Raw genomic sequence first — 14,277 nt, 5'->3', positions numbered from 1 at the left:
GCAATGGCCAATCTGTTACGCAAGCCGAACGGCACGCATGGCAAGGTGCATGACATCACCCCAGAAAGCGCCAATTGGGGTTATGTTGGCTTTGGCCTCTATCGCCTGAAAGCAGGTGAAACGGCAACGGAGAAAACCGACGACCGGGAAGTCATTCTGGTTCTGGTCGAGGGCAAGGCAAAGCTCAAAGCTTCGGGAGAAGATTTCGGCGAAATGGGCGAGCGGATGAGCGTGTTTGAAAAACTCGCTCCGCATTGCCTCTATGTACCAGCCGAAAGCGATTGGGATGCCGCAGCAACAACGGATTGCGTGCTTGCTGTTTGCACCGCTCCGGGCAAACCGGGTCGTAATGCCCAAAAGCTCGGACCGGAAGGATTGACTTTCGACACGCGTGGACAAGGTGCCAACACCCGCAACATCTTCAACATCGCAATGGAAGGCCGCGATGTGGCAGACAGCCTTCTGGTGACTGAAGTTTTCACGCCGCAGGGTAACTGGTCATCCTATCCGCCGCACCGGCACGATGAAGATAATTTCCCCGATATGACCTATCTGGAAGAAACCTATTATCACCGTCTCAACCCGTCACAAGGCTATGGCATCCAACGGGTTTTCACAGAAGATGGCAGTCTTGATGAAACCATGGCTGTCTCTGATGGCGATGTGGTTCTGGTGCCAAAGGGGCATCACCCTTGCGGTGCGCCTTATGGCTATGAGATGTATTATCTCAACGTCATGGCCGGACCGATCCGCAAATGGCGGTTCAAGAACCACCCGGATCACGACTGGATTTACAAACGCGACAATCCATCTGCATAAAAAAATGCCCCGGATTGCCGGGGCATTTTAATTAAATTCTGGCCACTTTTTTCAAGTCATCGATTGCACCGGGTGCCGCTACAAACACCTTGTTGCCTTTAGTTAGCTTCTCACCTTCAGTAGGAAAAGGATGCGCATAGCCGCCTGATTCCGTGACGAGGCAGAAACCGGCCATGCAGTCCCATGCGTGCATGTAAGGCTCATAATAGCCAACCAGACGACCCGCCGCGACATAGGCGATCATAAGCGCACCTGAGCCGTTGCGGATGAATGTACCGCCTGCTTCAAGCAGATCTTCAACGATTTTGGCGACGACTTGCGGCGTTACATAATTATTCGCGCCTATGCCTGTTACCGAGTTGCGAATGTTGCGGGATGGGTCAAGCGTGAGCTTCTTGCCATTAAGCGTTGCACCCTGCCCCTTAGCCGATGCGTAAAGCTCATCAAAGCAAGGTGCCTGAATAACACCGATAACCGGCTCGCCATCCTTCAGAACCGCAATGGAAACGCACCAGTTCGGCATTCCATTGACGAAAGGGCTGGTGCCATCGATCGGATCGACCACCCATGTAAAGCCTGAACTACCTGCATTCAGTCCGTATTCTTCCCCCAGAAAGCCGTCATCGCTGAAGGCTGCCAAAACGCGCTCATTGATCAGCTGCTCCACATTACGGTCGGCTATGGACACCACATCCTGCGGATCGCGTTTGATTTCGATAACAAGCGTTTCCCGACGATTGAAATAATCGAGCGCCATTGCGCCTGCCTCACGCGCAATTTCCTGCGCAAGCTTAAACCGTGTTTCAAGCTCTTTTGAAATGTCCGATGTCATGCTTGGTTTCCAGTCAGAGGGAATAAAGGCGCATGGTTCATGCGCTCAATTGTTGATGATGGCAAGGCCGCGTGGTTTGAAATGGATTGCCACGTCAGTTTGTGGTGGCAGCGCCTCTTCCACCGCTGGATCGACGATGAAAAGCTTGCCGTGCTCGGTCTCGATTTCATACTCAATATGGTCGCCAAGATAGGCCGAATGAGCGACGCGACCCGGAAAATCGCCACCGGCCTTTGCCTGTAGGCTCACCGCATTCGGGCGAACGGCCAGTTGTGCCGGCCCCGGGCGCGCATTCCGGGATGCCAAACGATGCTCAAGCTTTCCGATACGGATAACAGCTTCTCCATTTAATGCACTGACGACTTCGCAGGGCACGACATTCGCCTCACCCATGAAGTCTGCGATGAAGGCAGATGCGGGAGACTCGTAGAGATCGCGCGGGCTACCTTGCTGGGCTATATCGCCATCTTTCATGACAATAATTGTATCGGATACTGCCAAAGCTTCATCCTGATCGTGGGTAACGTAAACTGCAGTGAAACCAAGTCTTTGCTGCAGTTCCCTGATCTCGGTTCTAACGCGACGACGCAACCGCGCATCGAGATTGGACAGTGGCTCATCAAGCAGCAAAACCTGCGGCTCCAGCACAAGAGCACGTGCAACTGCAACGCGTTGTTGCTGGCCACCGGACAGCTCTGCTGGCAGGCGGTGCCCCATTCCTGCAAGACCCACCAGTTTCAGCCCTTCCTCCGCCCGCTCGCGTGCTTCCTTCTTCTTAAGGCCCGAGGATTCCAGCCCGTAAGCAACATTATCCAGTGAACTCATATGCGGGAACAGCGCGTAGGATTGAAACACCATCGATACATCGCGTTCATTGGCGGGAAGCATCGTTACATCCTTGCCGCCGATGAGAATGCGACCCGATGTCGGATGCTCCAGCCCTGCCAGAAGTCGCAAGGTTGTGGTCTTGCCGCAGCCGGACGGCCCTAGCAGCGTAACCAGTGTGCCCGGTTCGACCGTAAGCGACAGATCAGGCAGAGCGGTGAAATTCCCGAACTTCTTGGTCACATTTTGAAAAGTAACGGAGCCAGGACGGATTGTAGTCATACGGCTTTCTCCTGTTGAACGGTTTTAATCGGCGTGAGTGTTGCCACGCGGTTTTCACGCCGCAGCCTGCGTTCACCGACAAGAAGCTGGAAGACGGCAATCACGATGACCATCACCAGAATGAGTGCCGAAGAATAGGCAATCGCCACACCGAACTCGCCATTCTCGACAAGACCGACGATGTAAGAGGTTGCCATGTTGTATTCCGCCGAAACAAGGAAGATGACGGCGCTGATCGATGTGATGGCACGCACGAAGGAATAGACGAGCGCTGCCGTAATTGCCGGACGCAAAAGCGGCAGGATGACCTTGCGGATCGTGCGGAAACTGCCTGCACGCAAGGTGAGTGAGGCTTCATCAAGGCTTTTGTCGAGCTGGCTCATCGCCGCGATGCCACCGCGTACGCCAACAGGCATATTGCGGAACACAAAGCAGGCAATCAGGATCAACGCCGTTCCAGTCATTTCAAGCGGCGGCAGATTGAAAGCCATGATGTAGCTGACACCGATCACCGTGCCCGGAATGGCGAAGCTCAGCATCAGTGCAAACTCAAACACACTACGCCCGAAGAAACGCTGTCGCACAATCAGATAGGCAGTGAGCAATCCTACAGCTGCCGTCAGTGGCGCAGAGATCAGCGATATCTCCATCGTTGTCCAGAAGGAGTTCCACGCAACGCCTGTCCAGGCAAAGCCGCTATCTGTCCAAACGACAGAAAAGGCGCGACGGTAATGATCCAAGGTCAGTGAGTTATCGAGACCCCATGTCCGCACGAAACCACCGATAAGGATCATCAGGTACACAACAACTGTGAAGATCATCCATGGAATAACAAGCGCATAGACGCCAATCTTCAATCCGTTTGGCAGTCCGGCATGAATGCCGGAATCGCCTTTTCCGGTGACGGTCGCGAAGTTCTTGCCCGACAACCACAGACGCTGGATGAGGAATGCTGACAGCGTGAAGCAGAGCAGCACGATTGCCAGAACTGCCGCACGCGATGGGTCATTCTGCGCGCCCACAACGGCAAAGAATATCTCTGTCGAAAGTACACCATGGCTGCCACCAAGCACCATCGGATTGCCGAAATCGGCCATGCTTTCGATAAATGCAATCAGAAACGCATTGGCAAGGCCCGGTGCCATAAGCGGCAAAGAAACACGATTGAACGTGCGCCAGCGATCAGCACGCAAAGTTTGCGATGCTTCTTCCATAGAAGGCGATACGCCTTCGACAACACCGATCAGAACCAGAAAGGTGATCGGTGTGAATGACAGCACCTGAGCAATCCAGATACCAGTGAGACCATAAAGCCAGCGGCCCGGTTCAACACCAAACAGATTGGAAATCTGTTCTGTCACCACACCTGCACGTCCGAACAGCAATGTGAGTGCCAGCCCTATTACAAAGGGTGGCGTGATGATCGGCAGGACCGTGAGAATGCGCAGGCCTTTTTTGAAGGGAAAACCCGTACGCGTTGCAACGAGCGCAAACGAAAGCCCGAGCACGGTGGAACCTGTGGCGGTCATCAGCGCCAGCCAAAGTGTGCGCCAGGCAACGCCGCAACGTCCGTCGCCAATCACACAGGCAAGGCTCCAGATTGAGGAATCCTGAATGTTGCCGATGAAGCCATCGGGATTAAAAGAGCCGTCAAAGTCCTGAACCGAACCCGCAAACATGCTGATGATCGGATAGAATACAAAGACGCTGACCAGTGCGACCAGCAACGTGATGGAAGAGACGACAAATGCATCACCTTTCATCACACCGCGTTCAGCAAGGGCGAACGAAAAGATCAGGAGGAAACACAAGCCTGTCAGAACAGCGCCTGCACCGAATGCAGGTTGCCCATCTGCAAGTTGTCCGAAAAGGGTTTCGGCTAAGCTCCAGTTCCAGCCGGTAAAGCCGATTGCCAGCCCTTGCAATGCAAGAAAGCCAGCGCCCAACAAACTTGCGCCAATCAATAAGGACGTGCGCTTTTCAGCTGGCATTGCAAATCGTGCGAACGCACAGAGAAGCATCAACACTGCTGCTACGACGAGCCAAGGCCGTCCAAATGTGAATATCTGCAGAATACCGGGAGCGTTTTCGGCTTGACTGAAAAAACCTTCAATCCAACTGAATCGGAAGAAGCCTTGCTCAATACGATACCAGGGCAAGATGAGGAACGCGAACAGAGCCAGCGCCAAAACCAGATCAAGCCGTCGATTGTGTTGTGTCATATTCTATCCGCTTTTCTGCCAGCGCATCGGCGCAAAAATCGGATTCGATTTTTGTAAAGCACTATGCGTAGAATCAAAGAGTTAGAGCACCCTTTGCGCATCCAGAAGGACACCCGGCGCTCTAATAGCCTGTAAAGTGGATGCAATTATCCGTCCCCCGCCAGATCAATGGCGGGAGTATTGATATCGAAAAGTGGTCGCTAACCGCGAACGCAGCTATGTATTAGTTAGCTTTGGCACCAATTTGCTTATCCCAGCGTTCTAGGATTTCTTTGCGCTTTGTTGGTTCGCCATAGGTCTTGAAGTCATAATCGATCAGCTTGATATCCTCGAAGCGCGGTGACTCTTTCGGCACCTCAGCATTCTTGTTGGAAGGAAGCTGGAAGGATTTGGCATCCTTCATTTTCGACTGCACATCTGCGGTCAATGCCCAATCATACCACTTCTTCGCATTTTCAAGGTTTCTCGCACCCTTGATAATCGACATGGAGCCAATTTCGTAACCCGTGCCTTCGCACGGTGCGATTGACTTGATCGGAAAACCTTCAGCGGTCATCGCCACAGCATCGTGCATGAACACGATACCAATACCGTTTTCGCCACGCGCTGCTGATTTCACAGGAGCAGAACCGGACTTAGTATATTGCGAGACATTGGCGTTAAGTTTTGCCAGATATTCAAATGCCTTTTCCTCACCCATCAACTGTATGAGCGTGGCAAGCGCCGTATAGGCGGTACCGGAAGAGTTCGGGTTCGCCATCTGGATTTCACCCTTATAGGACGGATCGAGCAGATCGGCCCAGCAGGCTGGTTCCTTCAGGTTCTTTTTCTTGAAAATGTCTGTGTTATAGCCCCAGCCCAGCGCACCGGCGTAAACGCCCACGGTACGAAACTCAGAACTTTCCGCCTGCTTTTTAGCCCAATCCTGCAGCTGGTCGAGCATTGGTGATTTATATTCGAGCGTCAAACCTTCTGATGCAGCTTGCAGATGCGGGTCGCCAGTACCGGCCCACCATATATCAGTCTTCGGATTGCGCGCTTCGGCGCGTACTTTCGCATAGGTTTCGCCAGAAGACAGGCGCACCATATTGACTTTGATATCCGTTTCTTTCTCGAAATTATTCTTCATTTGCTCGCAGATCACGACGTCTGCCGAACAGATGAGATTGAGATTACCTGAAGCCTGTGCCGAAACCGCAAATGAAGAAACACCAGCGGCAAATGCCGCGGCCATAAGTGCCCAACGCATCATTATTCCTCCCTATGATCAGCGCCTCCACGCTGTGGCTTTTTGCAAGCCTGTGCACAGTCTTTGCCTTTTACACTTATGTGTCAATCTGCTTTTGTAAATTTCATTCTGAAAAATATAGAAACGATCTAATAATTCTGTTTCTGCACAGCCTTGCAATGATGTGCAAATACAAAAAAGGCGACCCGGAGGTCGCCTCTTTCAAATCAATGGAACCGGATATTAGCCGATTGCCATCAAGCTAGCATTGCCGCCCGCAGCGGTCGTATTGATCGAGGTCGAAACCTCTTCGAGCAACCAGCTCAGGCAATAGCAATCTGCGTTCTCGGCGAGCTGAGCTGAGGTAGCCGCCTGTGTCAGCACAAGCGGGCCAGGAAGTGCAGCCAGCTTCTTGTTGATGTCGGTCAGGCGTTCACCCTCACCTTCCACAAGTGCACCGGCAAACGGTGCATCAGACTGCCAATCCTTTGTCCAGACTGCGCGCGCTGCCACACTTGCTGGCAGGTCCTTCAAGACATTGCGCAGACCGGAGGCCTCATCGATCACGGCTGTGTTGCCGGTGGCGAGCACTGCCGTGAGCTGGCGATAGAGACCTGTTTCCGTCTGTGGTGCCAGGAGGATACGGCCGCGTGGGTGAAGCGCATAAAGATTACGCTCGCCGACAGGACCCGGAAGTTCGATATTGAGACCAAGTGCCGAGACACTGCCGGTTTCGCGTGCTGCATGCGCCAGATCGTTCATACCGCGATTACCCAACCATTTTGCAAAATCATTGAGTGCTGCATCGGTATGAACCGAAGCCATACGCGGCGGGATGGGAGCTGTTTCGACCAGACGACCGAGATAAAGCGGACCGCCAGCCTTCGGGCCCGTTCCGGACAGACCACGACCGCCGAAAGGCTGGACGCCCACAATCGCACCGATGACGTTACGATTGATATAGATGTTACCAACCCGAATACGATCGGCAACGTGAGCGATGGTTTCATCAAGGCGTGTATGCAGACCGAAGGTCAGACCGTAACCGGTTGCGTTGATGTCGTCGATCAGGCGATCCATGTCATCGCGCTTGTAGCGCACGACATGCAGAACCGGACCAAACACTTCGCGCTTCAGGTCGCGGAGACTATCAATCTCAACGATGGTTGGTGCTACGAAAGTACCCTTCTCTGTTCCCGTTCCCAGTGGAAGCTGCTCGACCTTGCGGCCCATATCACGCATCGCCTGAACATGCGTCTCGATGATATCCTTGGCATCTTGCGTAATGACTGCGCCGATATCGACCTTGAGCTGGTCGGTGCGGCCAATGGAAAGCTCTTTCAGCGCACCCTTCAGCATTGTCAGAATGCGGTCAGCAACATCTTCCTGCAGGCACAGTACACGAAGCGCCGAGCAACGTTGTCCAGCACTGTCGAAGGCCGAGCCGATAACGTCGAACACAACCTGCTCTGCAAGCGCAGACGAATCTACGATCATTGCATTCTGGCCGCCGGTTTCAGCAATCAACGGAATCGGCTTGCCATTGGGCAGCAGACGCGAAGCAAGCTGAGCCTGAATGAGACGGGCGACTTCTGTAGAGCCCGTGAACATCACACCGCAAGTTTCAGGTGCTGCAACAAGGGCTGCACCAATGCGACCATCGCCGGGCAGAAGCTGCAATGCATCGGCAGGGATACCAGCTTCATGTAGAATGCGAATACCTTGCGCGGCGATAAGCGGAGTTTCTTCGGCAGGCTTTGCCAGAACCGGATTGCCTGCAACAAGAGCTGCAGCAATCTGGCCGGTGAAGATAGCCAGCGGGAAGTTCCATGGGCTGATACAGACAATCGGACCAAGCGGCTTGTGAGCGACGCCCAGTGTGCGGCGGGTCTGTTCTGCATAATAACGCAGGAAGTCGATGGCTTCGCGCACTTCTGAAATCGCGTTTGGCATGGACTTGCCAGCTTCACGCATGATCAGACCAAGCAGTTCCGGCATTTCGCGCTGCATGATGTCAGCTGCGCGGTCGAGGCAAGCTGCACGATCTGAAGGCGATACGGCAGACCAGCTTGCAACGGCCTTCTGGGCAGCTTTCATCGCTGTTGCGACATCGGCTTCTGCGATTTCAGCAACAGTGCCAACAACGTCCGAATGATCGCCAGGGTTCAGAACCGGACGGCTCTCACCCTTAACCTTGGCACCTGCAACCTGTGGCTCCGCAGTCCATGAACGCGATGCATTGGCCTTCAGTGTTTCGCTAAGCGCTGCCAGCTGCTCTTCGTTGGAAAGGTCGAAACCTGCCGAGTTCTTGCGAATGCCATAAAGACCCTCAGGCAGATTGATCTGGTCGTGACGAGCGCCGACCACTGCCATCGAACGCACGACTTCTGCCGGATCGGCAATCAATTCATCAACCGACACGCTCTTGTCGCCAATACGATTGACGAACGACGAGTTCGCACCGTTTTCAAGCAAACGACGCACAAGATAAGCGAGAAGCGTTTCATGCGTACCGACTGGCGCATAAATACGCGCAGGACGACCGAGCTTCGATGCCCCAACAACTTCATCATAAAGCGGCTCACCCATACCATGCAGGCATTGAAATTCATAAGAGCCGGTTTTGAAATCCAGGCCTGCCAGATGATAAATCGTGGCGAGCGTCTGCGCATTATGTGTCGCGAATTGCGGGAAGATCACATCACGCGCGCCAAGCAGCTTGCGGGCGCAGGCAATATAGGAAACGTCGGTGTGCACCTTGCGGGTATAGACGGGGAAGTCTTCAAGGCCATCAACCTGTGCACGCTTGATCTCAGCGTCCCAGTAAGCACCCTTGACAAGACGTACCATCACACGACGATTTGTGCGGCGGGCAAGATCGATAATGAAATCAAGTACAAACGGGCATCGCTTGCCATAGGCCTGCACGACGAAGCCGATGCCATCCCAATCGCCCAGATCAGGATCTTCGCAGAGGCTCTGCAAAAGATCGAGCGAAAGCTCAAGACGGTCTGCTTCTTCAGCATCGATATTGAGGCCGATATTGTACTTCTTGGAAAGAGCTGCGAGCGCCTTTACCTTTGGCAGAAGTTCGCTCATGACGCGTTCGCTCTGCGCACGCACGTAACGTGGATGCAAAGCCGACAACTTGATGGAAATACCGGGACCATCATAGATGCCGCGACCAGCCGAAGCGCGACCAATCGCGTGAATCGCGACTTCATAATCCCTATAATAGCGTTCAGCATCGGCTGCCGTTGTCGCCGCTTCGCCGAGCATGTCATAAGAGTAACGGAAGCCGCGCTCTTCAAGCGACTTAGCACGCTTCAACGCTTCATCGATAGTTTCACCGGTCACGAACTGCTCGCCCATCATCCGCATGGCCATATCCACACCACGGCGGATAACCGGCTCGCCGCATCGGGCAATAAGGCGCGTGAGTGCAGCCGAAAGGCCGCTGTCATTGACAGTGTTGGTAAGCTTGCCGGTGACAACAAGGCCCCAGGTTGCGGCATTCACGAACAGCGAACGACCGCCACCAACATGCGACTTCCAATCGCCATTCGAAATCTTGTCGCGGATCAGCGCGTCGCGCGTCGCCATATCCGGAATACGCAGCAGAGCTTCGGCAAGGCACATCAGCGCCACACCTTCCTGGCTCGACAGCGAATATTCATGCACCAGACCTTCGACGCCCGTCCCCTTATGCTTGGCACGCAGCGCTTCAATCAGTTTGCGGGCCGTTGCGCGAACCTGCTTCACCGTTTCTTCAGGCAGGGTTGCCTGCTGAACGAGTGCTGTCACGCATTCCGCTTCAGGCCGGCGATAGGCATCGGTGATTGCCTTGCGCAATGGGCTTTGCTCGCGGATCGGCGGCGCGAAATTCTGGAAAACAGGAGTGGAGGGAGCGGATATCTTATCAGTCATGGTGCAATGCTCGCGAAAACAGGCTCAGGCCCAGTTTAACTATGCTTTTATGTGGTGGCACACTATCATTGGCGCAAATTGCATTCTGTCTTCATTTGATCCATATAAAGGAAATTCGATCTTATTATTGCGACTTCAAGAGGCAAAGTGAATGCGAAAGATAGACTCTGTAGACGATCTGGATCAGTTCGATCGCCGCATTCTTGAGGTGCTCAGCGACGATGGTCGCATCGCAATGACAGAGTTGTCAAAGAAAGTGGGTCTTTCCAAGACGCCATGCCAGGCGCGCGTCAAACGGCTTGTCGATGAAGGCTATATTATCGGCTTTCGCGCTGCCATAGATCCCGAAAAACTCGGCCTTGATCATATCGCTTTCACGACAGTAAAACTATCGGACACACGTGAGGCGGCGCTCACCGCTTTCAACGTTGCAGTGCGCAAGCTTCGTGAAGTCGAAGAATGCCACATGATCGCAAGTTCCTTCGATTATCTTCTGAAAGTACGAACGTCCAACATCCGGCGTTACCGTGAAGTATTGGGCGAAAAAATTTCGAGCCTGCCGAATGTCGCAAGCACCTCCACGTTTGTGGTGATGGAATCGGTCAAGGACAACCGCCCGGTAAGGGTTTATCCCGGCGCTCTATAATTATCGTTTTACAATAATTATTTTCTGTGTAACTTGATGCTATTGATTAAGCAATAAAGGTCACACGAAATGAATAAATCTCCGCTCAACACTACGGGTCAACGGCTCTACTGGTTATGCGCGGCTTTGGTTCCGGTCCTTCCACTGTTGCTATTTGCATTTTGGATGACAGCGGACCTTGGCGCTCTTCTTTCATTTGTACACGGAACTGACTGGCACATATCAGCGATCAGCTTCGGGCAGCGCATTGTGGGCTTTATGATTTCGCTACTCGCTATTTCACCAATTATTTTTGCGCTTTTCCGGTTAGGGCGGCTCTTTTCGCTCTATGCACGGGGCATTCTGTTTTCGCGTGAAAACATTGTAGCCTTGCGGGACACAGGGCTCAGTTTTCTCGTGTATGCAGCAATCGACCTTCTGACCACTCCGCTGTTTGCATTTGCTCTGACTTATAATAACCCTGCAGGACAACGTATGATAACACTGGGCATCGGCTCATCTACTTTCGGATCGATATGTCTCGGATTGATAATTCTGGCAATTGCCAAGGCGATGAACGAGGCAAAGCTTATGAATGACGAACTTGCGTTGACGGTTTAAAACCATGGCAATTGTGGTCCGGCTGGATGTAGTGCTGGCAAAACGCAAAGTGCGTTCAAAAGAACTGGCCAAGGCTATAGGGATTACCGAAGCCAATCTGTCTCTTTTGAAATCGGGGAAAGTAAAGGCAATTCGCTTCAGCACGCTTGAAGCTATTTGCTCTTATCTGAAATGCCAGCCCGGTGACATTCTCGAATATAGCGAAGAGCCCGAGAATAAGCTCTAATACCCGGCATCTTAAATTGAAAACAGGGAGGCCGAGCAATCTCACCCTCCCTTGTACCTTATAATTCTTTAGAGGGCTTCGCCCGCCACATACCGCTCAAGCGTCTTGGCAGTTCCATCCTGCCAGATACGCTTAAGCGCTGCTGAGAACGCTGCGAGATAGACCGGATTAGACGCGAGTGAACCGAAAATATCCGTCATTTCGAGCCAGCGTGCCGGATCATCCTTTGCAAGCACTGCTTGTTTCACCAAACGATCCCATGAAGGATCGTTTGGTTCGATTACAGCTCCACTATCCGTAGTTCCGTAACAGTAACGGCACCAAAGTGCCGAAACCAACGCAAGGCCCGTCACTGAATGGCCTTTGGCCAGACGATCCGACACGGTCGGCAGAATGAATTTCGGCTGGCGGTTCGAACCATCGAGACACAGACGGCGGATCGTATCGCCGATCTTCGGATTGGCGAAACGCTTGTCGATGAGCAGACGATAGTCTTCCAGAACCGTATTCGGTACTGGTGGTACTTCTGGAATGATTTCCTCTTTCGTGAGCTTTTCCAGATACTTCCGGATCAGCATATTCTCCATAGCTTCATGAACGAAATGGATATCGAGAAGTCCACCCGGATAGGCAATTGCCGCATGCCCGCCATTAAGGATGCGAATTTTCATCAGTTCATAGGCATCGACCTGATCGGAAAATGTAACGCCGACTTTATGTAATCGTGGGCGGCCAGTTGGGAAATTATCCTCAACGACCCATTGTTTGAAGCCTTCGCAGAAAACCGGCCAGCCATCCTCGACTTCAAACTCTTTCAATGCAATTTCGCGTTCACGTGCGCCGGTTGCAGGCGTAATGCGGTCCACCATGGAATTAGGAAATGCAACATTTGCCGCAATCCAATCCGCGAAATCCGGATCGCTGAGTTTCGCCAGTCCGACTACTGCGTCTTCTGTTACATGCCCGTTGCCCGGAATATTGTCACACGACATGACGGTGAAAGGCTCAACTTCCGCTGCGCGGCGCAGTTTCAGCGCCTGCACGATAAGACCGAATACGGTATTCGGTTTATCCGGATAAGCACCATCCGCAACGATATCCGGATGAGCCGCATCAAAATGCTGGCTTGCGGGGTCGATGTAGTAACCGCCTTCGGTGATCGTCATCGACACAATACGAATATCAGGCGATGTGAGGTAGGCCATCAGGGCCTTACGTCCCTCGTCCGTCGAAATAGTCACGTAATCCACCATGGAAGCTGTAATCCGTGCTTCCGAATGCTCCGCTTCCTGATCGACAACCGTAGTCAACCAGTCCTGGGCTTTCAGAGTATCACGCATGGCGTCATCGCTCGCCCTCACGCCGGCACCAACCAAAGCCCAGTCATGATCCAGACCAAGTCCGAAAAGATCATCCAGATAGACTGCCTGATGGGCACGATGGAAATTACCAACGCCAAAATGCACTATGCCGGGTACAAGGTCCGTCGGATCATAACCAGGTTTGTGAATTTTGTTGAAGCTCTTGAGCGTTGCTCGCGACAGCTTGGCCATAACCATATTCCTCCTCGATCAAACCGGACAAACATAACTTTCATGGGGGCTGATTCAACGCCGATGCCAATAGCAGCTGCGTTTCCTCCAAGGCAGATGTAACGAAACTAGTGGCTCGCGAAGCCATGGACAATACGTCTTTGCAAACATTCGCCAAAAGTTCCGTTCATAAAAATGGCGGGCCAAGCCCGCCATTTTCTTTTGTCATTAAAGCCGATCAGTTCAGACCCAGCGTGCCTCGCAGCGTCGAAAGATCTTCTGCAAGCGTCGTGATTGCGCCTGCCATGACCTTACGGTCTTCTTCCGTCAGCTTATCGTATAACTCATAACCATCACCCTTCTTGTATTTTGCAAGAATATCATTGACGGTTTTGAAATTCGCGTCGGACTTCTTGAGAAGTTCAGGGTTTTCCTTTTCGATCAGCGGGCGGAAGAGTTCAACGATCTTCTGCGACCCGTCCACATTGGCCTGGAAGTCCCATATGTCCGTATGGCTGTAACGGTCTTCTTCGCCTGAAATCTTGGTCGCAGCGACCTCTTCCATCAGTGCGGCAGCGCCACCGACAACCTTTTCAGGAGGGAAGGTCATGTCCTTGATGCGCTTCTGGAGCTCGACGACGTCTGCATAAAGCTTATCTGCGTATTTCTCGAGGCCTTCGGTCGAGTTCTGCGCGAAAAGACCATATTCGAGGCGATGGAAGCCCGTGAAGTCTTCCGACTTTTCCGCATCTTCATGATCGTCTGCACGGCTGTCAATGGAAGCGTCAAGGTCTGCAAAAAGCTCAGCAATCGGCTCGATCTTTTCGTAAGAAACACGCGAGGACGGATAAAGCTCCTTCGCCTTTTCCAGATCACCAGCCTTGATCGCATCAGTGAAAGCCTTCGTATCTTTCACGAGAATATCAAGGTTGTCCTGTATGTAGATCTTGTAGTCAGCAATTGGCTGAACAAGATCAAGTGGGGAGACTTCGGCCTTGGCGGCACCGAAGCTGAGAGACAGAGCGACGACGCAAGCCGACGCAAGCAGTGGCAGACGATATTTCATGTTACCTCTCCGTGGTGATAAGACCCCTACCCACGCGCATTCTGCGGCCCACCAGTGGCCCGATACTGACGT

General features: G+C 52.8%; 11 protein-coding genes. 4 read left to right on the top strand and 7 right to left on the bottom strand.

Features of this window, described 5'->3' with window-relative positions; all coding sequences use genetic code 11:
* Positions 1 to 3 precede the first annotated feature (3 nt).
* Positions 4 to 819 carry a 5-deoxy-glucuronate isomerase gene (iolB, locus tag CEV32_RS03585; RefSeq protein WP_094574233.1) on the top strand — a complete coding sequence of 272 codons (816 nt, stop codon included), beginning with the start codon at positions 4 to 6 and terminating at the stop codon, positions 817 to 819.
* A 31-nt stretch (positions 820 to 850) separates the two neighbouring features.
* Here the strand turns inward: iolB and CEV32_RS03580 are convergent, their stop codons facing one another.
* The 5 genes from CEV32_RS03580 to putA all read right to left on the bottom strand — a co-directional run bounded on the left by CEV32_RS03580 (position 851) and on the right by putA (position 10,135).
* Positions 851 to 1,651 (bottom strand): inositol monophosphatase family protein, encoded by an 801-nt coding sequence (locus CEV32_RS03580; protein ID WP_094574231.1) that lies wholly within the window; start codon positions 1,649 to 1,651, stop codon positions 851 to 853.
* Between the two features lie 45 nt (positions 1,652 to 1,696).
* Positions 1,697 to 2,758 (bottom strand): ABC transporter ATP-binding protein, encoded by a 1,062-nt coding sequence (locus CEV32_RS03575; protein WP_094574228.1) that lies wholly within the window; start codon positions 2,756 to 2,758, stop codon positions 1,697 to 1,699.
* Complete coding sequence (locus CEV32_RS03570) at positions 2,755 to 4,980, bottom strand: ABC transporter permease (RefSeq protein WP_094574226.1); 2,226 nt, start codon at positions 4,978 to 4,980, stop codon at positions 2,755 to 2,757. The genes CEV32_RS03575 and CEV32_RS03570 overlap by 4 nt, the downstream gene beginning before the upstream one ends.
* A 223-nt stretch (positions 4,981 to 5,203) precedes the next feature.
* Positions 5,204 to 6,229 (bottom strand): ABC transporter substrate-binding protein, encoded by a 1,026-nt coding sequence (locus CEV32_RS03565; RefSeq protein WP_094574482.1) that lies wholly within the window; start codon positions 6,227 to 6,229, stop codon positions 5,204 to 5,206.
* A 222-nt stretch (positions 6,230 to 6,451) separates the two neighbouring features.
* Complete coding sequence (gene putA / locus CEV32_RS03560) at positions 6,452 to 10,135, bottom strand: trifunctional transcriptional regulator/proline dehydrogenase/L-glutamate gamma-semialdehyde dehydrogenase (protein ID WP_094574224.1); 3,684 nt, start codon at positions 10,133 to 10,135, stop codon at positions 6,452 to 6,454.
* Positions 10,136 to 10,286: 151 nt separating this feature from the next.
* Here putA and CEV32_RS03555 point away from each other — a divergent pair, with 151 nt between their 5' ends.
* The 3 genes from CEV32_RS03555 to CEV32_RS03545 all read left to right on the top strand — a co-directional run bounded on the left by CEV32_RS03555 (position 10,287) and on the right by CEV32_RS03545 (position 11,607).
* A complete protein-coding gene (locus tag CEV32_RS03555) occupies positions 10,287 to 10,781 on the top strand; it encodes an Lrp/AsnC ligand binding domain-containing protein (protein ID WP_094574222.1) in 495 nt (164 codons plus the stop codon).
* 69 nt (positions 10,782 to 10,850) lie between these two features.
* Positions 10,851 to 11,381, top strand: coding sequence for a DUF2975 domain-containing protein (locus CEV32_RS03550; RefSeq protein WP_094574220.1), 531 nt, complete (start codon positions 10,851 to 10,853; stop codon positions 11,379 to 11,381).
* Positions 11,382 to 11,385: 4 nt separating this feature from the next.
* Positions 11,386 to 11,607 (top strand): helix-turn-helix domain-containing protein, encoded by a 222-nt coding sequence (locus CEV32_RS03545; protein ID WP_094574218.1) that lies wholly within the window; start codon positions 11,386 to 11,388, stop codon positions 11,605 to 11,607.
* A 68-nt stretch (positions 11,608 to 11,675) separates the two neighbouring features.
* Here the strand turns inward: CEV32_RS03545 and CEV32_RS03540 are convergent, their stop codons facing one another.
* Positions 11,676 to 13,160, bottom strand: a complete 1,485-nt coding sequence (locus CEV32_RS03540) for a mannitol dehydrogenase family protein (protein WP_094574216.1) — start codon at positions 13,158 to 13,160, stop codon at positions 11,676 to 11,678.
* Between the two features lie 217 nt (positions 13,161 to 13,377).
* Positions 13,378 to 14,205, bottom strand: a complete 828-nt coding sequence (gene efeO / locus CEV32_RS03535; RefSeq protein WP_094574213.1) for an iron uptake system protein EfeO — start codon at positions 14,203 to 14,205, stop codon at positions 13,378 to 13,380.
* Positions 14,206 to 14,277: the final 72 nt, after the last annotated feature.

The organism is Brucella rhizosphaerae, from assembly GCF_002252475.1.
Lineage (GTDB): Bacteria > Pseudomonadota > Alphaproteobacteria > Rhizobiales > Rhizobiaceae > Brucella > Brucella rhizosphaerae.
Note: the sequence above shows the minus strand (reverse complement) of the source record. Positions and strands in the feature narration are given on the sequence as shown.

Coding starts and splice junctions, on each gene's coding strand:
- CEV32_RS03540 (WP_094574216.1), bottom strand. CDS start 13,160: ATGGCCAAGCTGTCGCGAGCAACGCTCAAGAGCTTCAACAAAATTCAC.
- efeO (WP_094574213.1), bottom strand. CDS start 14,205: ATGAAATATCGTCTGCCACTGCTTGCGTCGGCTTGCGTCGTCGCTCTG.
- CEV32_RS03570 (WP_094574226.1), bottom strand. CDS start 4,980: ATGACACAACACAATCGACGGCTTGATCTGGTTTTGGCGCTGGCTCTG.
- CEV32_RS03545 (WP_094574218.1), top strand. CDS start 11,386: ATGGCAATTGTGGTCCGGCTGGATGTAGTGCTGGCAAAACGCAAAGTG.
- iolB (WP_094574233.1), top strand. CDS start 4: ATGGCCAATCTGTTACGCAAGCCGAACGGCACGCATGGCAAGGTGCAT.
- CEV32_RS03580 (WP_094574231.1), bottom strand. CDS start 1,651: ATGACATCGGACATTTCAAAAGAGCTTGAAACACGGTTTAAGCTTGCG.
- CEV32_RS03550 (WP_094574220.1), top strand. CDS start 10,851: ATGAATAAATCTCCGCTCAACACTACGGGTCAACGGCTCTACTGGTTA.
- CEV32_RS03565 (WP_094574482.1), bottom strand. CDS start 6,229: ATGCGTTGGGCACTTATGGCCGCGGCATTTGCCGCTGGTGTTTCTTCA.
- CEV32_RS03575 (WP_094574228.1), bottom strand. CDS start 2,758: ATGACTACAATCCGTCCTGGCTCCGTTACTTTTCAAAATGTGACCAAG.
- CEV32_RS03555 (WP_094574222.1), top strand. CDS start 10,287: ATGCGAAAGATAGACTCTGTAGACGATCTGGATCAGTTCGATCGCCGC.
- putA (WP_094574224.1), bottom strand. CDS start 10,135: ATGACTGATAAGATATCCGCTCCCTCCACTCCTGTTTTCCAGAATTTC.